Source organism: Shewanella sp. HL-SH5 (assembly GCF_051163755.1).
Classification (GTDB): Bacteria; Pseudomonadota; Gammaproteobacteria; order Enterobacterales; family Shewanellaceae; genus Shewanella; species Shewanella glacialimarina.
The window spans coordinates 3657429-3681238 of sequence record NZ_CP195038.1 but is presented as its reverse complement, the minus strand read 5'-3'; the positions used below and the strand labels follow the sequence as shown (position 1 = coordinate 3681238).

Below are 23810 nucleotides of genomic sequence, written 5' to 3'. Positions count from 1 at the left end.
AGGTTAAGATTCTTCTGATGCTACTGAGTGAAGACGGACTCGATTTCTTCCACCACGCTTGGCTTGATACAATGCTTTGTCTGCTTGGTCTAATAAAATGGTTGGGTGATCATCACTATCAATAATCGCCACAGAAATACCGATACTAATGGTAAGCGGAATATCATGGCTATCCCACTTTATCGCTAATACTTCAATGGCATTGCGTATTGTCTCAGCCACTAACATTGCACCATCTCCATCAGTATTAGGCAATATAATAGCAAACTCTTCACCACCAAAACGTGATACGAGATCAGTTGGGCGCTTTACATGTTCAGATAAGGTATGAGCAATAATTTGTAAGGTATGATCGCCAGCTAAATGGCCATAGCGATCATTAATACTCTTAAACTTGTCAATATCGAGCATTAGTAGTGCCATTGGCGTTTGTTGGCGGCGGCTGATACGCCCCTCTGCAATCAGTCTGCGATCAAATACGCTACGATTTTTGACACCCGTTAGACTATCGATAGTGTTCTGCTCGGTGAGTTTTTGATTAACTTCATTCAGTTCACGTAAAGTCACTTCTAACTCTAAAGTGCGCTCCTGGACCATTTGCTCTAACAGTTCATTGGCTTCTGTCTCAGCTTTAAAAGACTCTTCGCGGTTTTGCCTTAAGCGCTCAGCCTGCTCTAATGCTTGCTGTTGGATATCTAATTTAGATTTACGCTCATCATTATAGCGAATGGTTAATACCGCAGCCATAGTGATAACTTCAATACTTATCCCTATCATTAGGGGCGTTTGCACCGCCATGCCTATGTCAAACAGACCTAGATACATCAGGCAAGAGATAATACAACTAGCAAGTAGTATAACGCGTCCTAACCCATATAAACGTGCATTACGCTGTCCTGCCCAAGCCTGGGCAATGGTAATAAAGCTTAAAATAATGCATACCAAAGCGACGAAAAATAATAAAACATATATCGCGATACTGTAGTCAATAAACGGCAGTATTATTGCCAACAAAAATGCAATAGCGGCTAATAAACGGCAAACTTTTAACATCTGTAAGTTGTGATATTTGAGCAGTAGCACCTTTTCAGTGAACATTAAGTTAAATCCCAGAATAATGGGGATAAGAAAAGGGACTATGGTGTTTTGCACCTGGGGCCATTCTGACCATAAATATCGGAATGACACACCATGAATAGTGGCAACTAATAACGCTAAACTTAATACATAGCCACTGTAATAACTAAAGCTAAATGAGCCTGAAGTTAATGCGATAAAAAGACTAAAAGTACCGATAGCAACCAATAAACCGATTTGTAAGCCATAACTAAGATTTTTGGTTTCAATTTCTTGGGTTAAATCATTAGGTGACCATAAAATTAACGGTAAATTGGTACTGCCTAAAGTGTCTATTTTGAGTAAAAACTGGTGAGTTTCGCCTGGTTGTAACTCAAAGGGAAATAGAAAAGTATTACTTTGTAATGGTCGGTTATTAAACGTTAATGCATCCCCCATATAAGCTGTACTGACTAATTCTCCATTCACTTTGTGATAAAGCGTTATATTGTCAATTAACGGGTTATCAAGGGCAATAATACGAGTTTGATAGTCAATTGGTGAAAAAATACTGAAGCTAAGCCACATATCTTTAACACCAATAAGCTCAGTATCTTCTCGGGTTATTTTACGCCAAGTGGTGGGTGCTTGTTGTTCTAGTTCTGCTAAGTTACTGATGTTTTTCTGTGTTTGAATAAACATCCAGTCATGTAAATTAATTTTGGTGATAGAACTTTCTGTGAGACGAACAGGTGGTTGATGACTATAATTTTCATTGTTAGCAACACTTTGCTGAGTGAGTAGTAATGAGCACAAAACCAAAAAGAGCAAACCAAATAGTTTGCTAGGCATGAATGCTGAAACTGGCTGATTATTCATTACTTTGTACCAGTAATATTGGCAGGTAAGTTAAAAAACGTACTGCTGTTTTGATAACAATGTTGCGCAACTACAGCATAATCTTGATTGCGTAGTTTCGCTATTGATTCGACAATATAAGGTAAGTATTGGGGTAAGTTTTTACTTGATTTAGGCTTAGGGCGCATACTTCTTGGTAGTAGATAAGGCGCATCAGTTTCTGCCATTAAACGGTTGTTGGGAATATACTTCACTAACTCAGCTAAATCTTGTCCGCGACGTTCATCACAAATCCAACCTGTAATGCCAATATATAAATCAGCAGCTAAACATGCGTCGAGCTCTGATTTGTTGCCGGTAAAGCAATGCAATACCGCCTTAGGTAAGTGGGCTTTATACTGATTAAATATGGCGATAAAGTCATCATGGGCATCGCGACAATGCATATAAACCGGCATGTTGAGTTCAGCGGCTATCTCAAGTTGAGCTGCAAATGCTTGTCGTTGTTTATCACGCGGAGAAAAATCACGGTTATAATCTAAACCGCACTCACCAATAGCAACCACAGTTTCATCTAGGGCTAATAGTTTTAACTCATTGGCACTGGTATTCGTCCACGTACTGGCATGGTGAGGGTGCACACCTACTGTACAAAATACGTGTAGGGGATGTTGCTTACATAGGGTAATGGCTTGGCCACTTTCGTCCAGGTCAGAACCAATAACGATTAAAGGCGAAACATGATGTTTCGCCGCTTGTTCTATTATGTCGCTGCTGTTTTCTATTAAGCTTGAACTTAATAAATTAACTGCAATATCGATATGCTGGATCATTAATAGTTTACTTGATCCGCTTTACTCGAGTGGTTGAGTTGCGATCATCTGTGCCAAGTAAAAATGAGCTTAACGCGCCTTTTTCGATATAAATTGTTTGCCCTTTATTGATTCTGTAGCGATCACTCTCAGTTTGTTTCCAGACCTGGCCATTGGTTAGCGTAATAGTGAATGCCCCATAAGGGTTTGTATTAATCTCAGCAACTTTGAAATATAACTTCTCTATGTCTGCTTCAATGGTTTTTTGAAAACCAAAGGCATCGACTGGCATAGAAGATGGCGTTGCCGCGACAGGAACAACTGCTTGAGGGGTTGACGCGATAATAGTTTCTTTAGTCGTCACAGCTGACTGAGCCGCCACAGTCGCCGGTAAAGTGACCGCAACAGCATGACTATTTTTAGGTGTTAGTGCAATTTTAGCCGCTAAATCATCATAACAAACTAGGCGATCGAGCTTATCGGCTTTAATTGCACAAATTGATAATTGTTGTTCTAATTCGGTATTTGCTTGTGCAGAGTTAGAGGCCACAATAATGGCTGCTGCAATCCAAGTTAAGCGCATGATTTATTCCTTGTTATTATTAACTAATCACTGGTTGGATTAAGGATTAGCCATCAGAGTGCTCATTTGTTGGCACATCTTCTTCGTCGTCTTTTGGAGTATACATCTTAGCAGCTAATAAACCGCCTTCAAATAACAGTAGCATAGGAATTGCTAGCATAGTTTGCGAGATGATATCAGGAGGGGTAAGGATCATGCCAATAACAAATGCCCCTACAACGATATAAGGACGTTTTTCTCTTAATTCATCAGGTGTTGTCACACCTGCCCAGCAGAGTAATACCACAGCTACTGGGATTTCAAATGCTAAACCGAAAGCAAAAAATAGCTTTAAAATAAAACTTAAATAACTACTGATATCGGTAGCAACTTGCACGCCTTCAGGCACAACACTCGTAAAAAATCCAAATACGACAGGGAAAACAACATAATAAGCAAAAGCGATGCCTAGATAGAACAATAAGGTACTGCTAGCAAGTAGCGGCATAACCAAACGCTTTTCATGTTTATATAGTCCCGGAGCCACAAAAGACCAAATTTGATACAATACATAGGGTATTGCGACAAAGAATGACAACACTAAGGTTAATTTGAAAGGTGCAAAAAACGGCGCCGCAACATCGGTTGCAATCATACTGCCAGTTTCTGGTAATGATTTCATTAATGGCAAGGCAACATAATGGTAAATGTCATTAGCCCAATAAACGCTAATAATAAAAACCAGTAGCACACTGCCAATGGCTTTAAGTAATTTTGTGCGTAATTCTAACAAATGGCTAATAAGCGGTAGCTGTTGCGACATGAATTATCCGTTTGATTTAGGGCTAGAGTGGCTAGTGTCTGATGTCGATTTAACAGTTTCATCACCTAGTTTGTCTTCGCTAGGCTGACTGACTGTTGAGTCATTAGCTATTGATGCTGGTGCTGGTGATTTTGTCGGATTAATGTCTTCGACCTGATAAGGACGATTTACCGATTGGGCAGCCTGTTTTAATTCATCAATTGATTGCTGTAGCTCAGGTGACAAATTGCTTAAACCTTTGCTTTCTGCTTTTTTTAAATCGGCATGTAACTGCTCGATTTTAAGCTCTTGCTCAAGTTCATCTTTAACTGAATTGGCCATGCGTTTAATCGCACGGATCCAGCCAGTGATTGAACGTACTGCAACTGGTAAACGTTCGGGGCCGAGAACAACCAGCCCCAAAATACCAATCAGCAGCAGCTCCATAAAGCCGATACCGTCAAACATAATAAATTACGCCTGTTCTTTGCTCTTAGACTCAGGCTTTTTTTCATCAGCCTGTTGAGAGGTTTGTGCTGTGGCGTCTTCTAATGACTTTTTCTCATCTTCAGATGACATGGCGTTTTTAAAGCCTTTTACGGCACCGCCTAAATCACCACCTAATGAACGAAGTTTCTTCGTTCCAAATAATAACACTACGATAAGTGCGACGATTAAAAGCTGCCAAATACTGATGCCGCCCATGGAATTTCCTCTTTAAAATATAAAATGGTGTCTTGTTTCACAAAACTTAAAAAACCATTATAAGGTCAAATTATGTAAGTATTATGAACTTCTAATAAATTAGTGCTAGCTAAAATTTACGGTTCTTTGGCCTAGATCGCCATCCTGCTATCCATAAAGCACTGCCAATACCGATACAAGTATAAGCTGACCATAGTGTAGCGCTTTGGGTGAATAATATTGTGCCACAGATCAACAAAACGGCAGAGGTGATAAGCAGGTAATTACTTTTATGAGATTTCTGCTGATAACGTAAGTACTTATCAAGCATTTGCTGTTGTGTGCCTAATAATTTTCGACCTACTTTGAGGTTGTCATATATCAGCTCAGGCAACTCAGGCAGCATCTCTGCCCAATAAGGTGCGTTAGTTTTCACTTTGTTAAACATGGCTTTAGGGCCGACTTGTTCTGCCATCCAGTTTTCTAAAAATGGCTTAGCTGTTTGCCATAAGTCCAATTGAGGATAAAGCTGACGGCCTAAACCTTCGATGTACAGCAAGGTTTTTTCAAGCAGCACTAACTGAGGTTGTACCACAATATCAAAGTGACGTGCGGTACGGAACAGCGCTAATAACACATGACCAAATGAGATCTCATCCAGTGGTTTATTAAACATAGGCTCGCAGACTACTTTTACCGCTTGCTCAAACGCTAATACGTCAGTGTTTTCAGACACCCAACCAGATTCAATGTAAAGCTGGGCAATGCGATGATAATCTCGATTAAAAAAGGCTAAAAAGTTTTCCGCAAGATAGCGCTTATCTACTTCGGTTAATGTGCCCATAATGCCGCAGTCTAAGCCTATATAATAGGGGTTTTCAGGGTGTTCGGTACTGATGAAAATATTGCCGGGATGCATGTCCGCATGGAAAAAGTTATCCCTAAACACCTGAGTAAAAAACAACTCTACGCCACGCTCAGCCAGCAACTTAAAATTAGTCCCCTGGGCACGTAAAGCCTCGGTATCAGAAACTGGAATGCCGTAAACACGTTCCATTACCATGAGTCTTTGATAGCAATGTTCTTCATATACATAAGGGACATAAAGCGAGTCTGAGTCTAAAAAATTGTTTCTGAGTTTGGTGGCATTCAACGCTTCGAGTTTGAGGTTTAATTCGCCCAGAATTGTGGTGCGATAATCTTCTATCACTTCAGCAGGGCGCAGACGATTTCCTTCCCCTAAAATACGATCTAATGTATTTGCCGCTAGCATCATTAGCTGAATATCGGCATTGATATTGGCTTCAACATTGGGACGTAATACTTTCAGTACGACTTCTTTACCATTTGATTTTAAGGTGGCGGTGTGGACTTGAGAAATCGATGCGCTGGCTAGTGGCGTGTCTTCAAAATTATCAAACAGGTTTTCAATCGGTTCACCTAAGGCCGCTTCAATCGAAATACGCGCTAAGGCAGAGTCAAATGGCGGGACGCGATCTTGCAGCATTGCCAACTGATAAGCCCACTCATCATCTAATAAGTCTCGACGTGTGGATAGCATTTGACCTAGTTTTATATAAACAGGCCCCAGCTCTTGCATCGCCAGTTTTAAGCGCTCAGCGGGTTGTTTATTTTTATGACGGTTACCTAGCCAGAAGAAACAAGCGCGCAGTAATTTGAAGTACCATGGCTTTTTATTTTTAGGTAATAAATCATCAAGGCCGAAGTGAAGCACGGTTTTAATGACTTGATAACCGCGCCTGATACTAGCAATTGTCATGAGGTTATTTTGTCTCTTAGTTGGGCAATACGTGTATCGATATGTTCAGTTTGCGTGACAAGTTGTTGCAGATTATCACGAAAGTGCAGGAATTCGATTTTATGCGGTGCAAGGCGGTATTCTTCGGTGGTTAATTGCCCTAGATGAGCACGAGTTTTTACCAGCACGGACTTGATATCTTTACCTATTTGCTGGGTGGTGGTGAATAATTTATGCGCCGGTGCGTCACCAATGTATCGTGATAGTGGTTCGGCAAAGTCAAATTCGATGTTTTGCATGTAGTGACTGAAAGTTTGCAATAACTGAATGTCACCTTCAATACTGAGCTTATCTTGTTTAATTAACTCGGTGAGGTTGGCACCTTCACGGAGTTGGTACAAGGTCGATGCATCCGCTTTTACGGTGACAGCTATCTCGCCTTCAAAATGGCTCATTACTTGAATTTGCTTGGCAAAAATAATGTAAATCGGCCAGGAAAATTGTGATAGTTGTATGCAAAACACTTTACCGTGTAAGGGTTTTAAACGAGCGTAATCTTGCTGCGCTTGAGCAGGCAGCTTGGCAAAGCCTGACTCAATCGCTGCGCACGTTAACAAGGCTAAGTGGTTGACGCTCATTAAAACTTATAACCTCTGTGCAATGCGACAACACCGTCAGTCATGTTGGTGTAATCCACTTGTTCTAAACCCGCATCAATCATCATTTGCTTTAAGGTTTCTTGGTCGGGATGCATACGAATTGATTCGGCTAAGTATTCATAGCTATCTGCGTCTTTAGTGATTAACGCGCCCATTTTAGGCAGTACTTTAAAGCTGTAAAGATCATAAACCTTACGCATAATTTCATGTTGTGGTTTTGAAAATTCTAACACCAGCAACTTGCCGCCTGGTTTTAAAACTCGTTGCATAGAGCGCAGCGCCGCATCTTTGTCGGTTACGTTACGTAAACCGAATGCGATGGTGATAATGTCAAAATAGTTATCAGGAAACGGCAAGGCTTCAGCATTAGCTTGTACGTATTTGACGTTATTGACAATACCCTTATCTCGTAGCTTAGTGCGGCCAACCTTAAGCATAGAATCATTAATGTCGGCTAAAACGACTTGACCCGAGTCACCTACCAGATGAGAAAACTTAGCGGTTAAATCGCCTGTGCCACCGGCTAAATCTAATATTTTCATACCTGGGCGAGCCGCGGCTACTTCAATAGTGTGACGTTTCCAAAAACGGTGAACACCAAATGACATCACATCGTTCATGATGTCGTATTTTGCCGCAACAGAATGAAATACATCCGCAACAAGATCGGCTTTCTTTTCAGCCTCTACGGTTTTGTAGCCAAAGTGGGTGTTTTTTGATTCGCCCTCAGACATGGGTATATTCCTATAATGTGCGATAATTAAGTGCCAGTTTATGCCATCGTTGCAGCTTGTAACATCACCTAAGCGCCAGAGTGTGATAACAATCAAGTCGATAATAAATGATACGTGCTTAAGCCAAACTTGATCATTGGCGTTAGCTTGATTTGGCTAAGGTTAAATCGAGATATTAACTTCAGTAAAGTGAAGCATAAATTTGCCCCGCATTAGAGCATAATTTAACGATAAAAATCTACTCTGCTGGTGTTTGTGCTGTTAATTCGAACTTGTTTTTTACAGCATCTTTCATCCATGTTAGCCCAGTTTGCTCATTCGACCTTGAATGTAGCTATAAATAAGCTCGCTTATGCCTTGGCCTACATCACGGTATCCCGCCGTTACTCCAGCCTCATGGCACTGCGGCGCAGCTTCTGCTAAATGTAGATAGGCGCAATCACATTGTTTGGCGACACGGTAAACGTAATGACAAGCGTCTAAAAGGGGGACCCCTGCAAACGTTGATGCGCTACTGGGCATTTTAGCGATAGCATCAACGTCAAGCTCAAGGCCCACAGGTAACCCCGTGTTATTTAACTCGCGACAGATATCTTTAAGGGCTTGATCTAAGCTTATTTCGCGGTGCACCCATATTTGCTGAAAACTGTGCCAACTGGCTCCAAATAAGCTGAGCTGCTCTAAGGTTGCTTCGCTATTTTTAAGTTCGTGTAATCCTAGAATATGGTAGTAGTCGAGTGAACCATTAGCCGCAGCATAACTAAATCCATTGCCACTGTGCCGACCTTCTCGCGGCCTAAAATCACTGTGTGGGTCAAGGTTGACAGCGGCCATTGGTTGATTAAAGGTTTGTTTAGCGGCAGTTAACAGGCCATAGGCATTATTATGTCCACCACCAATCACAATCGGCTCTAACCCTGCGGCAAACACTTGGGTTAATACTGCTATAACCTGATCGTCAAGATCTGCCGTTGCTTGGCGTAATGTGGCGATATCAGCGTTAGCGTCAACAACTTGATCTAGGCTAATTTGACCCACAATCATGCATTGTTTACCGCTAAAAAAGCGGTTTGACTGTAAGTTGGCAAGCTGGCTGATACTTGCCGTAAAGGCATCATGTGATCCGCCGCGGCCTAAATTAGCCCGGGGGCCAATGTCTTCACTAATGCCAATAATGGCGAACTTAACCCCTTGTGTAGCAGCATGTGCAAGTGCTATTGAAATATCACCATCTTGATTTCCTTCAAGCGGCAATAGCTGAAATTGCTGCCCAAGTTTTGTTTCACCTGTTCGACAATTCAGTAAGGATTGAAGATCGGTTGCATGGAATGACGTGAGCATAAATACACCTTTAATGAGTTTATGATACGGAACAGAAGCTGCTAAGTTTGCAAGGGTAAACACGGTGAGTATAAAACAAAAAAAGCCAGCAATGCTGGCTTTTTATTATTGGAATGATTAATCAATATCCAAAGGTTCTGGAGATAAAATCACCCCAGTGTTATCGGCATAAATATGGTCGCCAGGTAAGAAGGTCACACCGCCAAAGTTCACTGGCACTTCAACTTCGCCAATGCCATTACTATCGGCACCCACAGGAATAGAAGCAATCGCTTGAATACCAATATCTAGCTCTTCTAGCGCATCAACATCACGGACAGTACCGTAAATGATAATACCTTCCCAATTGTTGGCTACAGCAATTTCAGCAATACTAGCATCTAGTAGTGCACGGCGTAATGATCCGCCACCATCTACTAACAATACTTTTCCTTCGCCATCTTCCTGTAAGGCTTCAGCAATTAAACCGTTATCTTCAAAACATTTAATGGTGCTTATAGAGCCGCCGAAAGAGCTGCAACCACCATAATTACTGAACATAGGCTCGACAACGTCGACCACATCGATATACATGTCGCACAGTTCTGAGGTGTTGTATTCCATAGATAACTCCTAGTGGCTGCAATAGTTTCATTGCTCTGGATTAATTGCTATTAAAGGTAATAGTTAAGTGAATTATATGGGGTTTATTTTAAATTAAAAGCGTTATTCGTCACGACCTTGTTGCAAATCAAACTAGAATGATAATACTATATAAAAAACACAATGGTCTATTTTGAGAACAATAGGTGGTTTTGTAAGTAATTTACTTTCAAATTTAACTATTTATCAATCAACTGTAGATCATGATCACTAAAATACGTTTATAAATTACTAACATACCTGGCAACTTGTTAACATATCAGTGGTTTTTAGGCATTGGTTTATTTTATTTATTTGCTTTAGGGGCATGGATCCCTCGTTACGCTTATGGATGGCAGAGAGCCTTAAAGAGGTTCTTATGGATAGTTCAAATATGGTTGAAATATTAGGTTACGTTGCTTCTGTTATGGTGGCGATTTCATTAATGATGAAAGATATCATTATGTTACGTTGGTTGAATTTCGTTGGTTGTGGTTTATTTGCTGCCTACGGTTATGCCATTGATGCTTGGCCCGTTGCTGGTATGAATGCGTTTGTTGCCGGTATTAATATTTATCACTTAGTGAAAATTTATCGCAACAAAGCACCAGAAACACAAGCTGCTTCAGCATAAAAAGCATCTTACTTCATTCACCCTTAGTTGTTATTTACACAATCAAGGGTGAATAGTAAGTGTTCTGGCCAGTCAGTGCTTGTCGCTGTTGCGTGACAAACATCAAACATCTCGCTTTCTGTTCTATTACTTCTATTTATTATATTTGCCTGTCATTTCAACTTCTCTTGCTGCGCGTTTAGTTTCTATTGTCATAAAAGCTTCGAATAAATGTCACTCCACATTCATTGGCGCAGATTAGTCTGCCAAAGTGAATTAAATAAAAGTGGATTAAACATTAGCGCATGACGCGCGACAGGAGTGGCGATGAACCTGATTACAAAAGTTGATCAATATCTGTTTTATTCGATTATTCGTTTTACTCGTGAACAACAATTGTCATCAACCGCGTTTAAAATATCCGCAACGGGTGATGGCCATTGGTACGTTTATCTGTCTGTCGCGATATTGTTATCCCACAGCCAAGGCCAATCATTTTTCAACCTATTACTGCTCGGATTTTTAATTGAGCTACCGCTATATTTAGTGCTTAAAAACAGCATACGACGCCAACGACCTTGTTATGCGTTAGTCGGTTTTAATTGCCATTTTGATCCATCAGATAAGTTCAGCTTACCTTCTGGACACACTGCCGGTGCTTTTGTGCTGGCCAGTGTTATTCATGTGTATTTTCCCGTATTAGCGCCATTAGCTTATCTATGGGCAATAACGGTCGGCTTCTCTCGTATCGCACTTGGGGTGCACTATCCATTAGATATCGTAGCAGGAATGGGGCTAGGTATTGGGTCAGTTATGCTAGCTGAAAACATTATATAAGGGTGAAATAGCATGAAAATTCTTTACGGAGTTCAAGGAACTGGAAATGGTCATATTAGCCGTGCACGTGTGATGGCTAAGGCAATGAAAAATAAAGGAGTCGATGTCGACTTTTTATTTAGCGGCAGACCCGCAGAGCATTACTTCGACATGCAGGAGTTTGGTGATTATCAAGTGCGTAAGGGATTATCATTTGCTACAGATAATGGGCGCATTAATTTATTAAAAACCGCTCAAAAAACGGTAAGTCGTTCGATATTTAATGAAGTTAAACAATTGGATGTGCGCGGCTATGACTTAGTGTTAAACGACTTTGAGCCTGTTACCGCTTGGGCGGCAAAACAGCAGGGGGTTAAATCGATATCTATTAGCCACCAGGCAGCGTTACAGCATTCGGTGCCTAAGCAAGGTGGCAGTTGGTTAGATGAAGTCATTTTAAATCATTTTGCGCCGGTTGATATTGGATTAGGGTGCCATTGGCATCACTTCGGCTTTCCAATTTTGCCCCCATTTGTAGAGGTTTCTCCATCAGATATTCAATACGGTCATCAAATCTTAGTTTATTTACCGTTTGAAAGTGCCGATAGTATCGCTGAGTTTTTAGCCCCATTCGATGATTATCAATTCTATGTTTATCACAGCACCAAGCCAATTAAACCCTTACCTGAGCATATTCAATGGCATGGTTTTAGCCGAGACGGATTTAAACTGCATTTATCGCAATGTGGTGGCGTGATAGCGAATGCGGGGTTTGAATTAGCCAGTGAAGCGATGGCATTAGGTAAAAAGCTACTAGTTAAACCGCTAATCGGCCAATTTGAGCAGTCGGCTAATGTAGCAGCACTAGAATTGCTTGCCGCAGCGGATAGTATGCAAACGTTGGACAAGTCTAAATTAACGCGCTGGTTAAAGGCGCCGTCACCTAAAGCTATTCGTTACCCGCAGGTGGGGGATAAACTGGTTGACTGGCTTAAAACGGGAGAGTGGCAGCAGCCTCAACAGCTATGCGACCAACTTTGGGATCAAGTAGAGTTACCTGAAAATTGGCATAAAAGGCAGTAATAACAACTTCAGCGACATAAAATAATAAACCCATAATGAGTATCATGGGTTCGTGTATAAACTTTCAATTTTAACAATACTGGTTAACGGTGTCGTAATTAAGATTGAGAATGACGGCTATGAAGAATTTCTAATAATTCGTCTTCAAATTCAAACCGTGATTCCATTGCTTGTGCAAGTTGTGCTAAGTCTTTATCCAGTTGGTAAAGAATATTTTCATCTTCAGATTCGGTATATTTATCATTAAAATCGAGAGCAGTATCGGTACTTTCACTGATTTTAGGCAGTAAGTTTTGAGCGGTCGCTTTGCTGTCCTGACCATGGGTAGCACATTCGCTCACTACTCTGTCATATACTTCAAAATGTCCTTCAGACACGTAATCTACAAGCTGCTCACAAAAATCCTTTACATCTTTGATGCTAGGTAGGCCTTTTTCTGCCTGTTTATTGGGTGAAAGTCCAACAAGGGTAAAGTATTTAACCAGCAATTTACGACGGTGAGTCAGCCATTGGTCGACTAATTTGTTAGCTCCGCCCCAACGTTGCTCAGCTTGTTCTAATTTTATAAGCATACTTGTATTCCTGACGTTCAACCGATCAATTTCAACCACTGTATTGGACAAGTACGTAGTTGATCAACTGTTTTATGCTTTATTTATCAATGGACAAACCAGCCTTAATAAATTACTAAAGAATTTAAAATAAAAAACCCAGTGATAGATAACTATCACTGGGTAAATAAGCATTTAAGGGCTCGATATATCGTGCTTCTTGATTGTTCTTGCTAGCGCGTACTTTTTATACCAAACACTCACCAATGGTGCAACTAATAATCTACTTTATGGGGTACTAACAATATTGTTGCTGTTTTTGTGAGCAAAGATTGAGGCGTTTTCAGATTTTTGAATACAGATTTAGTAATAGCTCACATAAATATCGCATAAGTGGTTACATTAATCGCGTAAGTGCTAAACTACCGACCTGCAAAATTCATAACTATCTAGGAAAATAGCCCCCATGGCAGAACTAAAGAATGATCGTTATTTACGTGCTTTATTAAAACAACCTGTAGACAGAACGCCAGTATGGATGATGCGTCAAGCAGGTCGTTATCTTCCAGAATATAAAGCCACACGTGCTGAAGCCGGTGATTTTATGTCTCTTTGTAAGAACCAAGATCTAGCATGTGAAGTGACCTTACAGCCATTACGTCGCTATGATTTAGATGCCGCTATTTTGTTCTCTGACATTTTGACCATTCCTGATGCAATGGGTTTAGGTTTGTATTTTGAAACCGGTGAAGGTCCACGTTTTCAGCGTCCTACCGATACAATCGATGCCATCAAAAAGCTTGCTGTGCCAGATCCAGAAGATGAATTAGGCTATGTAATGCGTGCTGTAAAAACCATTCGTCGCGAATTAAACGGTGACGTACCGTTAATTGGTTTTTCGGGTTCACCTTGGACTTTAGCCACTTATATGGTTGAAGGTGGTTCAAGCAAGACCTTTGAAAAAATAAAGAAAATGGCATACGAAGAGCCAGCAACTTTGCACATGTTGTTGGATAAACTAGCTGATTCAGTGATTTTATATCTCAACGCGCAAGTGGCCAACGGTGCTCAATCGTTAATGATTTTCGATTCATGGGGCGGTGCGTTATCTCACCATGCTTACCGTGAGTTCTCATTACGTTATATGCAGAAAAATCGTTGATGGCTTAACCCGTGAAGCCGAAGGCCGCGCAGTACCAGTGACTTTATTCACTAAAGGCGGTGGTTTATGGTTAGAGGCAATGGCTGAAACCGGTTGTGATGCGTTAGGCTTAGACTGGACCGTAGATATTGGTGATGCACGTCGTCGCGTAGGGCACAAAGTGGCCTTACAAGGCAATATGGATCCATCAGTACTTTACGCTTCACCTGAGCGTATTCGTCAAGAAGTTGAGCAAATCTTAGCGTCTTACGGTGAAGGTAGTGGTCATGTATTTAACTTAGGCCATGGCATTCATCAACATGTTGATCCAGAACATGCGGGTGCATTTATTAAGTCAGTTACCGAGCTGTCGGGTAAATATCACAAGTAATTAAGTGGTATTTGATAAAAAAGCGAACCTTGAGGTTCGCTTTTTTTGAATTAAAAACTGACTATAATTTTTTTGCCTTACCCCTTGATAGTCAACATCAACTTCATTGGATTCCTTCCTGCTAGGGCCATTGCTGAAAATCCCTAACGCTTTCGATGTGCTGTCCTTAACCCAAAGAAAGCTAGCTTGGCATCTATGCCAAGCTCACAGCATGTTCTCGATGGCTTCAATGTAAATGATGTCCGAATTGTTTAAAATATGACTGTTACATCTACTTCTTGTTGTTGTTCTTATTCTTATTTGTATATTTTATTGAAGTCGTCAATGAGGCTAAATCTCAGTAATGAAAATATCAGGTGTAAAAAAAGTGATTCAATAAAAAAACCCAGCCTGGGCTGGGTCTGTTTTATTGACGAGTTCGATTAATTACATGAGCTGCTATAAAGATCCTCGGCCCACATTGGGTTATCGATGAAGGGGTTGCGGTTCAACTGCCATTCATACACACGGTTATTACGACGACGCTCCCAATCACTCACAGGATCTTGAATGTGCCAGCTAAGCAAGGTGCATAAATCACCCAATAGTGCCTCACCAGTACCGGTAACCCCTTTGGCTACAGTAAGGTTAGGTGTACCACTGTTATCGCCGCCTTCATAACGCACATCCATATAAAACACCATGCGCGCGACATCGCCTTTAACCATGTTTGCAGGCTCGAAACTATCCGCATCTGTTTTGTTATCTGGCGCTTCAGTTAATGGCGACCCACCTAAGGCAAAATCTTTATTACCACGACTGCTATTAACAGTCACATCGGCAGGACGCAAATGGTGTAAGTCGGTATAGGCATGTTGTCCGCTGCTAGGAAAACCATGGCTTTTAGCCCATACATGTTCACGATTCCACGCATCTAAAGAATTACTCATACCGGCACGGTTTGTTTTAGGCTCAGAGCGATTGGTATAGAGTAAAATCACATTGTTAGTGTTGCTTGGATCTTCATCTGCATAGTTAAGGCCATCCCATACTTGATCATAGGTAAAGCGGGTATGATCTCGAATGATAAGGTTTAGGCTCGCCTTTAATGCTGAACCTGTTTTACCACTAGCGTTAGCATAATAGGTATCGAAGGCATAATCACCTGGGTTTCCCGTACCGCCTCCCGAAGTGGCAGGAGTATAGTTAGCCACTAAGCTCGTAGCGCTAAAGCCTTGATAGGCTGTGATGTTGACAAAATAACGACCTGCTACTGCTGTAGCAATAGGGCATTCTTCATTATTACCAGTTAAGTATGGGCGACAATCAAATACGCTTGCCGTTGGCTCACTGCCCTGGCGCACATATAGATCCGCATCACCACTACCGCCACTCATTTTAAAACTAAGCCCAGTTGCCCCAGCTGGAATATCGGCGACAAACTTCAATGTTTGCCCTGTGCTGGCGCTTAGGCTTGTCTTGGCTTGGCCATTTTCGAGTAAGTTTTCCGTTGGTGCTGGCGGCGTGCCACAGCTAGTGGTTAAGCTGCCTACACCTGGATTGCCAGCATTGCTGCCCACACTCCAATCAGCTTGGCTTTTGGTGTTGGTACTGGTGCTGCGCACCAAAGACACGTTAGTGGCATTAAGTGTCCAACCACTTAAACCACCTTCCCAAGCGACGACATCAACGTCTTGAGTACCCTTGAGCAACTTAACGTAATCACCTGAGTTACCTAAAGATAAAGGCATAGGCGCTAAATCGGCTTGGCGGGAGAACAGGCTGTTAAAACCCGCAGCGTTTTTGGCTATCGTAAAGTATTGCCCGGATGCCAACGTGCCGCTTAATGCTAAACTTGCGCCATTATCGCTGATGCTATATTGGCTTAAGTCGATGCTGCTGCAGCTTGCGTTGTAGAGCTCGACAAATTCTTCAAGGCTATCATTATTGGGTGCATCGTAGAGCACTTCGCTTATCATCAGATTGGCACTAGCATTGAATGCTAGGCCTGCGAGTGCCAGTGTTACTGCTGTTTTTAGTGCTATAGTGGATTTAATCATCAACATAACTCTCTTTAATATTTATTATTATTGAGGACTTTCATGGCAGTTTTTCATGGAAATTCTCAATAATGATTTCCTTAGAAAACACCACGAAAGTCCGACCCCATTCAAATCCATTTGAGTTTTGTTAAAGCGGCTGGAGTATGACATAAAATTAGTTACGTATATGTGACCAAATTGTTATTTATAAAAAAGAATATGGCGATATATGGGATCTCTCTGTGGACATTAAGCATGGTCATTCCTATGGGTTGATCTTAAAATCCTTTTATCGTTTGTTGCTCATCCCACTCAAAACATATCTTATCCTTAGAATGTGGTTATGAATTAGCTATGCCGATCCAGTCCATATCCGATGTGTTGAGTCATTTGACTGAGAATAATATTGCCTTCTATCAGGTAGTTGGTGGTGATAAGATAAAAGATGCATGGTGTTAATATCACGCATTGTACATTTTGAGTTATTTTTGCCTTTTATGAGGGCGCAATATTTGCACATCAAGGACGTGGCACATATGAAACTGAGTTTTTTTAAGCTGTTATCCATTCTGGTTTTATCGTTTGAGGTTAACGCAGCCAGTTATGATTGTGCTGGTAAATTAAATTTAACTGAGCAGGCAATTTGCTCAAGCAAAGCGTTAAATTTATTAGATGAGCAATTATCTCAATATTATTCAGCACAGTTAGCAGTATTACAAAATGCTGAAAAATCTGACTTGATCAATAATCAACAAAAATGGATAAGAAAAAGAAATCATAATTGCCAGGCGAATGTAGATTGTTTAGTCGTTGTTTATTCTGCAAGAATTGAGCAGTTAAGTTTTACACCTGAGAGAATCGAGGCTACCAACACCACATTCACCCATCTGCCTAAAGTTGATAGCTTTGAAGTTGAAAAAAAATGCGACTTTTTAAACTTTACCTTTCCTGAAAATGTAGCGATTTATGCTGGTGGCGCTTACAGCGGCTATAAAACCAATTATCAGACTGATGAAAGTGGTCATATGACAACGGTTTTTGATGTTGCGATAAACTCTCCCAATGTACCAGTTGCGCTAATTTTAGGTGCTTATGAACCTTCGGTATGGAATATCAAGTGGACAAAAAACACTAAAATAACAGCGGTTTACGCTATGGGATACCATAAGCAAGTCGTTGCGGGATTACCAAACGATACTCCTGTTGTTATGAGTAGTTCTCGTGAAAGGCCCAATTGCCGTGATAGTTTTTATATCAGCGCTAAAACTCTGGATAAAATAAACCCTCTTTCAATGAAACTTTTTAATAAGAAAGTATCATTAGTTACTTTTGCTAAAAGCGGTAAACTTGGATTTGGTGATGCTTTTAATCAAAGAACCGAATTTTTTACTAATGCAGCCAATACTTTACACAACCATGTCGATCAGTCATTACCGCTAGCAGGAAAAGCGGGAATAGATGAATTGTTGGCAAGGGGCGATATAAGAAGCTACAACAATAAAGATATTGAAAAGTGGGTTAAGTTAAAGTCGAATCAGCTTAATGAAGACTTGCCTCCTGTTTCTGGAATAGATATTTCATCAAGATACAAGCCAAAACATATCGGTGTTGGTTATGTTATTCTCAAAAAAATAACGATTCCGGCGGGCTTATTTGGCGGTAATCGGGTCACATTTTTTTTGAATGAGAATGTTCCCTATCCGGAGGGAAGTCTTGGTCACAGTGATTTATACGATTTTAATACTCTCAAATGCCATGGGTCATTATGTAATATCTGATTATATAATCGTTTAGTATCAGTCGTTATCTAGCAACGGCCATGATGCTTTTGACTCGAGCTCGAAAGCTGCGGGCTGAGATGTTAGCTGGTCAAGCCAATAAGTGATTTGTGCCATACAAACAGCGCAAGGCTCAAATACTAGAGCGTTAGATGCCAAAGGATTATCGAATGATTAGACGACTTCTATCCCGCTTTGCACCTGTAATATACGTTCAGATTTGGGAAGATAGAATAAAAGTTATAAATGTATCAAGTAATGTTAGCTTTGATGATTCACCTTTAGTCGTCATTCGGACATCAGATAAAGGTGAAAAGTTGATTTCAGGGATTGGTAAAAAAGCCAGTTTATCACTCGATTCCAACGAAAAAGTAGTTAACCCATTTTCACATCCTAGAGTCTTGTTTTCGGATTTTTACGTTGCTGAAAAATTGCTACAACATGCATTCCAACAAATTAACAATATTAAATATCTACGGCCACAACCTAAAGTAATCGTCCATCCAATGGAGAAAACAGAAGGAGGCCTGACAATGATTGAAAAAAGAGCGTTTAGAGAACTTGCACTTGGGGCTGGCGCAATTGAGGTTAAGTTGCATACAGGAAAACCCCTCACGATTACGTCTATCGACTTTGATCAATTCGAAGAGGATGAAGGCTTCTTACATGAGGCTTTAAATAACAGTTCAACATCATCAAACCTTATTATGTTTATGTTTTATCTTGTTTTTATCATTTTAGTTGTCTGGCATTTTGGCAACTAAGAAAACAATATGTGCGACTCCTTAATAAAAGACTTTATGGACTTAAACCAAAAGAGTAAAAGTGAAGTTGATGGTAAGTAGAACATCTAATCAGTGCATCATTGTTTCAACAATGTGTGCCGTGTTTAGTTAGCAGTTGGCATGCAATAGCGACAGTAAAAGAATGTTATAACCAGAGACTACGATTTAATAATCATCTTTTAATCAATTCACGAGTGTGTTGATTCAGTCCGTAAAGGGACGCTTGCATCAGCGATGCTTAAGTAACTTAGCTTTGCATCACCAGTTCTATCTTAAATTCACTGCCGACACCGGGCTGGCTTTCTACTTCAATTTTACACTTCAATAACCCCAACAGCTGACGCACAATGGCCAGTCCTACGCCTAACTGAGGTAGCGCTTGGTTGTTATCGAAGCTTCGCTGGTGTTGTTGTGGAGTATCCGTTTGGCTAAGTGACAATTGTCTTAGGGCTTCTACTTCATGTTGGTGCATGCCTGAGCCGGTGTCTTTTACGGCTAACCATTGTTGGTTTTTACCCTGGCTAAAGTCTTGTTGTGTAAGAATAGTGATTTCGCCTCCCGACGGAGTGTAGCGTAAGGCATTATCAATTAGATTGTTGAGTATGCGTCGCATCAATTGTGGGTCGGTTAAAATTGAGGTGGCGTTAATATGCTTAAAATTTAATATTACGCCGAGTTTTTTCGCTCTTGGGGTAAAGGTTTGTTCTATTCCATTGAGGAGTTCTGTTAACTCAACTTGTTGAAGTTGAGCATGAATTTGGCCATTTTCTAGTGCAGCTAATTCTAATAACTGGGCTAATAACTGTTGTAAGGTTTGGCCTGAATTTGCCGCGTATTGAATTAAGGCTTGATCACGGTCCGCTTCAGGCAAAATTAACCAGGTATCGATATAGCCCAATAATGCGGTGAGTGGGGTTTTTAAGTCATGGGACAGGTGCAGTAAAAAGTCATGTTTTGCCTGCTGTTGACGTTTGACCTGTTGTTGCTGTTGCTGAATTTCTTGCAGCAACTGATTAATGTGTTCGCTGAGTTGAGCTATCTCTAAACTGCCTCTATAGCGATCTGGCAAGGTGAGCTTTTCGGTAATGGGTAAGGTTTTTAAATTAGTTAAATCCTGGGCTAATTTATGGATCGGGCGGGTAAAATAATGCAATAAAATCACAAATAACAATAGGGCGAATATTACCCAAAAACCTATGGTTGCACCCCATATTTTTGGTTGATTTTCGGCATTAATTAATGCTTGCCAGCTGTCGTAATCTTCTCCGCCAATAATCACATATAAATAACCACTGTGCAGACCTTGGGCATTGACTAACTTACTGGCTGAAAAAATCTTTTTGGTTTGTTGCGAACGCGGATCTGTGCCTAAAATCGGCAGATTCTTTCCTGCTAAAAACTGCTTAATAATACCGGTGTCCACTCGATGTGTTTTAATTTTTTCTTCTTTGGCATCATAGGCTATCACTTTGCCATCTGGATCTAAGGTGTAAATTTCAAAGCTGGGTCCGAGCAACATAAAATCATGAAAAGCTTCTTTTAATGCGGCATCAGAGGTAATCCCCTGTGATAACAACGGATTAATATGCGCCATATGTTCAGCCAACTCTTGATGTAGAGACTGCTGTATTTGATTGCGACTGAATTCGTGGTTTAGTTGTAGCCATTGCCATAATGCGACAAATAGCAGCAATACAATCATTGTAGCGACTAAAAATAATCGATTAAATAGGCGATTCATTAGTGAGCATGTGCCTCTGGTGGCGAGAATTTATAGCCCACACCCCACACGGTTTTCACTAAGTCGTGTTCTGAGCAGCGGGACAATTTGTTGCGTAAACGATTAATATGGCTATTTACTGTGTGCTCGTAACCACTATAGTTGTAGCCCCACACCGCTTCTAATAACTGTAAACGGCTGAACACTTGTAGTGGATGTTGAGCAAGAAAAAGTAATAAATCGAACTCGCGTGCGGTTAACTCTAAAGCATTATTAAATGCTAATACTTCACGTGTGCTGGCATTAATACTGACACCATTAAAATCAAGTTGCTGCTGATGGTTATGCAGAATTTGTCCACGTCTTAAATGCGCTTTAACTCTGGCGCGCAGTTCTAGCACGCTGAAGGGTTTTACAAGGTAGTCATCGGCGCCCGCTTCAAGCCCCAGTACTATGTCAGCTTCAGAATCTTTGGCGGTCAATAACATAATTGGCACCTGTTTTTGCGCTTGCCTCAGTTGCTGGCATAGCATAATGCCGTCGCCGTCTGGTAGCATTCTGTCCATTAAAATCAGATCGAGCTTTTTATGTTCGATGATCTGCATGGCTTGCTTCAATGTCGTGGCATGGTCGACGCTATAGTTAAGGGCCTTGAGGTTCAGAATAATTAATTTAGCCAAATCTTGTTCGTCTTCTACCAGTAAAATATGTTGCGGACTAACATGACCGTTATTTTTGGTGTTTCCATTCATGGTAACTTCCTCAAAGCAAATCCAGTAATTGCATTAATACCTAGACCTGCTTTAAGGATAATAAATTTCAATCTGTTTAAAACTTATTCAATCAACCAGTGGTGTCGCGGTTACTGGGTACGCATAATGGTTACTGCAAGCACTGGGTTGTCAAAACGATGTGAAGGCAGAAGGACTGAGTCAGCTAAACCATCATATTGGCTGATAACGCCTGGATGAATATGCACAAAATCGACATCATCACGTGCAGTGTTAAACCCTTCACCTCCGTCAGCTGGGCCAGGCATAGTGCCTTTTGCTTCGCTGTTGGCTTCAGTACCCGCATCATAAGCCATGTATTTCATCATTTGTGGCATATCAACTTCCATACCTGCAATGTGGTAACTATTGACCCCGGTAAAGGCGTCATTAGTATTCACTAGCATTGTGGCTAAGCTGATATTGGCAACATTGGCTTGTGCTAATGTGAGGGTAAGTGTTTCACTCATCCCCGGCATTAACATACCCGTACCGTTGACACTGCTATCAATGACTTCAAGGGCTGCTATATCTGCAGTGTCGCCACCTTCGGCCATTTTTTCGATAGCAAGGCTGGCCATTTCGCCCGCTTGCCATAAACTGGCTTCGGCATTATGCGCGGCTAAAATGACCGGTGACATAGGCTGATTTGCCGTTAGGTTAGTCACAGTGACAGTAAATGTTTGCATTACCGGCTCAGGTTCAACCGGTGGCACCACAACATTGTCATCGTCACTACAGGCGGTGAGTAATGTCGCGGCAACAAATAAGCTAAGTAAGCTGGGTTTAAGTTTAATGTCGGTGGTTTTCATGTGTTACCTCCTTATTTTACTGTGACCACAACTTTGGCTACAGGGTTTAACCAGCGGTGAATACGGCTGTCTAAATCACTTGCGCCTCCAGCGGGATCTTTGTCACCTAAAACACCTGGGTGAGTGTGCACATACATATTGTCAGCACCGTCCATTACACCAGTCCCATTTGCGCCGCCATTGCCACCGGGTGCAGCAGGAATACCCGGTACGCCTGACATCCCACCGCCGTTTATGATTTCATCATTTGCTTCAGTGCCTGCATCATAGGCATTAACATAAACAGTATATGTTCCTGCTTCAGTTGGAATTTTCCAGCTGTCTAAACCAATAAATGCATCGTTGGTTGGCAGCACCATTGCGACGATAGAAAGGTGGGTGTTATCACCTGTATCTAGCATCACATCTTTAATGCTGGCTCCCGCGGCAAGTAACCCCATGGCTGGGTTAGCTAAGGTGACGCCATTTGCGCCAGTTACCGCAGTATTAAGATCGCTAATATCGCCACCTTCTGCCATTTTTTGTAACGCAGGCGTGGCCATTTCTCCGACGTGAAATAAATGACTGTCGCTGTTGTGAGCGGCTATTAACAATGGGGTAAAGTGATTACCATGGGTAAGGTTGGTGACACTGACTTCAATGTCTGCGGCTTGGGTTGATAAACTCAATAAACCTGCTGCTAGAAGGCTAGCGCTAACTAATGTACGTTTCATAACCGAGCTCCTTTTGTTTAATTGCAGCTAGTATTACAAATGGATATCACCGGGTTATCGCTAAATTATCACAAAAGTTTAACATCGTTAGCTTTGTGTGTTTTTGATGTGCTAAATTGAGCTTAAACGTGCCATTTCAATGTTTAAAATAATAAAAATAAAAGCATAAAAAATATGATTAGAATATTACAAAAAGATGATTTTAAAGCAGTATTAGTATTAGGTGAGCAAGTGCATGGTCAGGGTTATATGGATATGGACGAACTGACAGCCATTTATCACAAAGGCATAAAAAATGGCATTAATGCTAACTTTGTTGCCATTGAAAACGATGAATTACTGGGTTTTCGATTAACCTATGCCGCAGGTAAATGGCAACAGGATCAATGGTGTACTGTAGCGTTGTGGGGCGTTAACTTTGATGATGTGTGTTACTTTAAATCCAATACTATTGCTGAACATGGCCGAGGTAAAGGATTAGGGGGACAACTTTTACAAGCCTCTAAAGAAGCGGTTATCGCACAGGGCGCTAAAGCTGGCGTGAGTCATTTGTGGCAACAAAGCCCCAATAATGCTGCGGTACGATATTTTACCAAAGCCGGTGGGAAATTGATTAAACAGCATCCTCAACGCTGGCACCAACGGCATATGGGAGAGGATTATATCTGTGTACTTTGCGGCGTTGATTGTCACTGTGTCGCATGTGAAATGTTGTTAATTTTTTAAGG

General features: G+C 41.1%; 23 protein-coding genes and 1 pseudogene. 7 read left to right on the top strand and 17 right to left on the bottom strand.

Going from position 1 to position 23810, the window contains the following annotated elements:
* Nucleotides 1-3 precede the first annotated feature (3 nt).
* From ACRWQM_RS16115 to rraA, 11 genes are all read right to left on the bottom strand, one after another.
* Entirely contained in the window at nucleotides 4-1935 is a 1932-nt protein-coding gene (locus tag ACRWQM_RS16115) for a sensor domain-containing diguanylate cyclase (RefSeq protein WP_434930621.1), read from the bottom strand.
* Nucleotides 1935-2747, bottom strand: coding sequence for a TatD family hydrolase (locus tag ACRWQM_RS16110; RefSeq protein ID WP_434930620.1), 813 nt, complete (start codon nucleotides 2745-2747; stop codon nucleotides 1935-1937). Before ACRWQM_RS16110 ends, ACRWQM_RS16115 begins: the two co-directional genes overlap by 1 nt.
* A 7-nt stretch (nucleotides 2748-2754) precedes the next feature.
* Nucleotides 2755-3309: a hypothetical protein gene (locus tag ACRWQM_RS16105; RefSeq protein ID WP_434930619.1), complete on the bottom strand. Its 555-nt coding sequence runs from the start codon at nucleotides 3307-3309 to the stop codon at nucleotides 2755-2757.
* 46 nt (nucleotides 3310-3355) lie between these two features.
* The gene (tatC, locus tag ACRWQM_RS16100; RefSeq protein WP_226411556.1) at nucleotides 3356-4111 is read right to left on the bottom strand and encodes a twin-arginine translocase subunit TatC; all 756 of its coding nucleotides are present in this window, start codon (nucleotides 4109-4111) and stop codon (nucleotides 3356-3358) included.
* Nucleotides 4112-4114: 3 nt separating this feature from the next.
* A complete protein-coding gene (gene tatB, locus ACRWQM_RS16095; protein ID WP_434928047.1) occupies nucleotides 4115-4558 on the bottom strand; it encodes a Sec-independent protein translocase protein TatB in 444 nt (147 codons plus the stop codon).
* Nucleotides 4559-4564: 6 nt separating this feature from the next.
* Nucleotides 4565-4795 (bottom strand): Sec-independent protein translocase subunit TatA, encoded by a 231-nt coding sequence (gene tatA / locus ACRWQM_RS16090; protein WP_226411552.1) that lies wholly within the window; start codon nucleotides 4793-4795, stop codon nucleotides 4565-4567.
* Nucleotides 4796-4904: 109 nt separating this feature from the next.
* Complete coding sequence (gene ubiB / locus ACRWQM_RS16085) at nucleotides 4905-6554, bottom strand: ubiquinone biosynthesis regulatory protein kinase UbiB (RefSeq protein ID WP_434930618.1); 1650 nt, start codon at nucleotides 6552-6554, stop codon at nucleotides 4905-4907.
* Complete coding sequence (locus tag ACRWQM_RS16080) at nucleotides 6551-7171, bottom strand: ubiquinone biosynthesis accessory factor UbiJ (protein ID WP_434930617.1); 621 nt, start codon at nucleotides 7169-7171, stop codon at nucleotides 6551-6553. Before ACRWQM_RS16080 ends, ubiB begins: the two co-directional genes overlap by 4 nt.
* Nucleotides 7171-7926 carry a bifunctional demethylmenaquinone methyltransferase/2-methoxy-6-polyprenyl-1,4-benzoquinol methylase UbiE gene (gene ubiE / locus ACRWQM_RS16075; RefSeq protein ID WP_434928051.1) on the bottom strand — a complete coding sequence of 252 codons (756 nt, stop codon included), beginning with the start codon at nucleotides 7924-7926 and terminating at the stop codon, nucleotides 7171-7173. Before ubiE ends, ACRWQM_RS16080 begins: the two co-directional genes overlap by 1 nt.
* 300 nt (nucleotides 7927-8226) lie before the next feature.
* Entirely contained in the window at nucleotides 8227-9267 is a 1041-nt protein-coding gene (locus ACRWQM_RS16070; protein ID WP_434928053.1) for a formimidoylglutamase, read from the bottom strand.
* Nucleotides 9268-9384: 117 nt separating this feature from the next.
* Nucleotides 9385-9870 (bottom strand): ribonuclease E activity regulator RraA, encoded by a 486-nt coding sequence (gene rraA, locus ACRWQM_RS16065; RefSeq protein WP_226411542.1) that lies wholly within the window; start codon nucleotides 9868-9870, stop codon nucleotides 9385-9387.
* Nucleotides 9871-10267: 397 nt separating this feature from the next.
* Between rraA and ACRWQM_RS16060 the strand changes: the two genes are divergently transcribed.
* The 3 genes from ACRWQM_RS16060 (at nucleotide 10268) to ACRWQM_RS16050 (ending at nucleotide 12400) form a co-directional block, all read left to right on the top strand.
* Entirely contained in the window at nucleotides 10268-10522 is a 255-nt protein-coding gene (locus ACRWQM_RS16060) for a uroporphyrinogen decarboxylase (RefSeq protein ID WP_226411540.1), read from the top strand.
* Nucleotides 10523-10828: 306 nt separating this feature from the next.
* Nucleotides 10829-11338: a phosphatase PAP2 family protein gene (locus ACRWQM_RS16055; RefSeq protein ID WP_434930616.1), complete on the top strand. Its 510-nt coding sequence runs from the start codon at nucleotides 10829-10831 to the stop codon at nucleotides 11336-11338.
* 12 nt (nucleotides 11339-11350) lie between these two features.
* Nucleotides 11351-12400 carry an MJ1255/VC2487 family glycosyltransferase gene (locus ACRWQM_RS16050; protein WP_434930615.1) on the top strand — a complete coding sequence of 350 codons (1050 nt, stop codon included), beginning with the start codon at nucleotides 11351-11353 and terminating at the stop codon, nucleotides 12398-12400.
* A 98-nt stretch (nucleotides 12401-12498) separates the two neighbouring features.
* Here the strand turns inward: ACRWQM_RS16050 and rsd are convergent, their stop codons facing one another.
* Nucleotides 12499-12972, bottom strand: coding sequence for a sigma D regulator (rsd, locus tag ACRWQM_RS16045; protein WP_434928057.1), 474 nt, complete (start codon nucleotides 12970-12972; stop codon nucleotides 12499-12501).
* 445 nt (nucleotides 12973-13417) lie between these two features.
* Between rsd and hemE the strand changes: the two are divergent.
* Nucleotides 13418-14483 (top strand): annotated as a pseudogene (gene hemE, locus ACRWQM_RS16040) (uroporphyrinogen decarboxylase).
* 422 nt (nucleotides 14484-14905) lie between these two features.
* Here the strand turns inward: hemE and ACRWQM_RS16035 are convergent.
* Nucleotides 14906-16528, bottom strand: a complete 1623-nt coding sequence (locus ACRWQM_RS16035) for an endonuclease (protein ID WP_434930614.1) — start codon at nucleotides 16526-16528, stop codon at nucleotides 14906-14908.
* A 512-nt stretch (nucleotides 16529-17040) separates the two neighbouring features.
* On the opposite strand from ACRWQM_RS16035, the gene ACRWQM_RS16030 reads away from it, so the two are divergent.
* Together ACRWQM_RS16030 and ACRWQM_RS16025 are read left to right on the top strand one after the other, a co-directional pair.
* Nucleotides 17041-18282, top strand: a complete 1242-nt coding sequence (locus ACRWQM_RS16030; protein WP_434930613.1) for a lysozyme inhibitor LprI family protein — start codon at nucleotides 17041-17043, stop codon at nucleotides 18280-18282.
* A gap of 170 nt (nucleotides 18283-18452) precedes the next feature.
* On the top strand, nucleotides 18453-19046 hold the full coding sequence (locus ACRWQM_RS16025; RefSeq protein WP_434930612.1) for a rod shape-determining protein MreB: 594 nt from the start codon (nucleotides 18453-18455) through the stop codon (nucleotides 19044-19046).
* Between the two features lie 268 nt (nucleotides 19047-19314).
* On the opposite strand, the gene ACRWQM_RS16020 is transcribed toward ACRWQM_RS16025, so the two are convergent.
* The 4 genes from ACRWQM_RS16020 to ACRWQM_RS16005 all read right to left on the bottom strand — a co-directional run bounded on the left by ACRWQM_RS16020 (nucleotide 19315) and on the right by ACRWQM_RS16005 (nucleotide 23082).
* Complete coding sequence (locus tag ACRWQM_RS16020; protein WP_434930611.1) at nucleotides 19315-20808, bottom strand: sensor histidine kinase; 1494 nt, start codon at nucleotides 20806-20808, stop codon at nucleotides 19315-19317.
* Nucleotides 20808-21539, bottom strand: coding sequence for a response regulator transcription factor (locus ACRWQM_RS16015; protein WP_434930610.1), 732 nt, complete (start codon nucleotides 21537-21539; stop codon nucleotides 20808-20810). Before ACRWQM_RS16015 ends, ACRWQM_RS16020 begins: the two co-directional genes overlap by 1 nt.
* Before the next feature lie 110 nt (nucleotides 21540-21649).
* Complete coding sequence (locus ACRWQM_RS16010) at nucleotides 21650-22369, bottom strand: spondin domain-containing protein (RefSeq protein ID WP_434930609.1); 720 nt, start codon at nucleotides 22367-22369, stop codon at nucleotides 21650-21652.
* A gap of 11 nt (nucleotides 22370-22380) precedes the next feature.
* On the bottom strand, nucleotides 22381-23082 hold the full coding sequence (locus tag ACRWQM_RS16005) for a spondin domain-containing protein (RefSeq protein WP_434930608.1): 702 nt from the start codon (nucleotides 23080-23082) through the stop codon (nucleotides 22381-22383).
* Between the two features lie 174 nt (nucleotides 23083-23256).
* Between ACRWQM_RS16005 and ACRWQM_RS16000 the strand changes: the two genes are divergently transcribed.
* The gene (locus ACRWQM_RS16000; RefSeq protein ID WP_434928067.1) at nucleotides 23257-23808 is read left to right on the top strand and encodes a GNAT family N-acetyltransferase; all 552 of its coding nucleotides are present in this window, start codon (nucleotides 23257-23259) and stop codon (nucleotides 23806-23808) included.
* The last annotated feature ends 2 nt before the right edge of the window (nucleotides 23809-23810 follow it).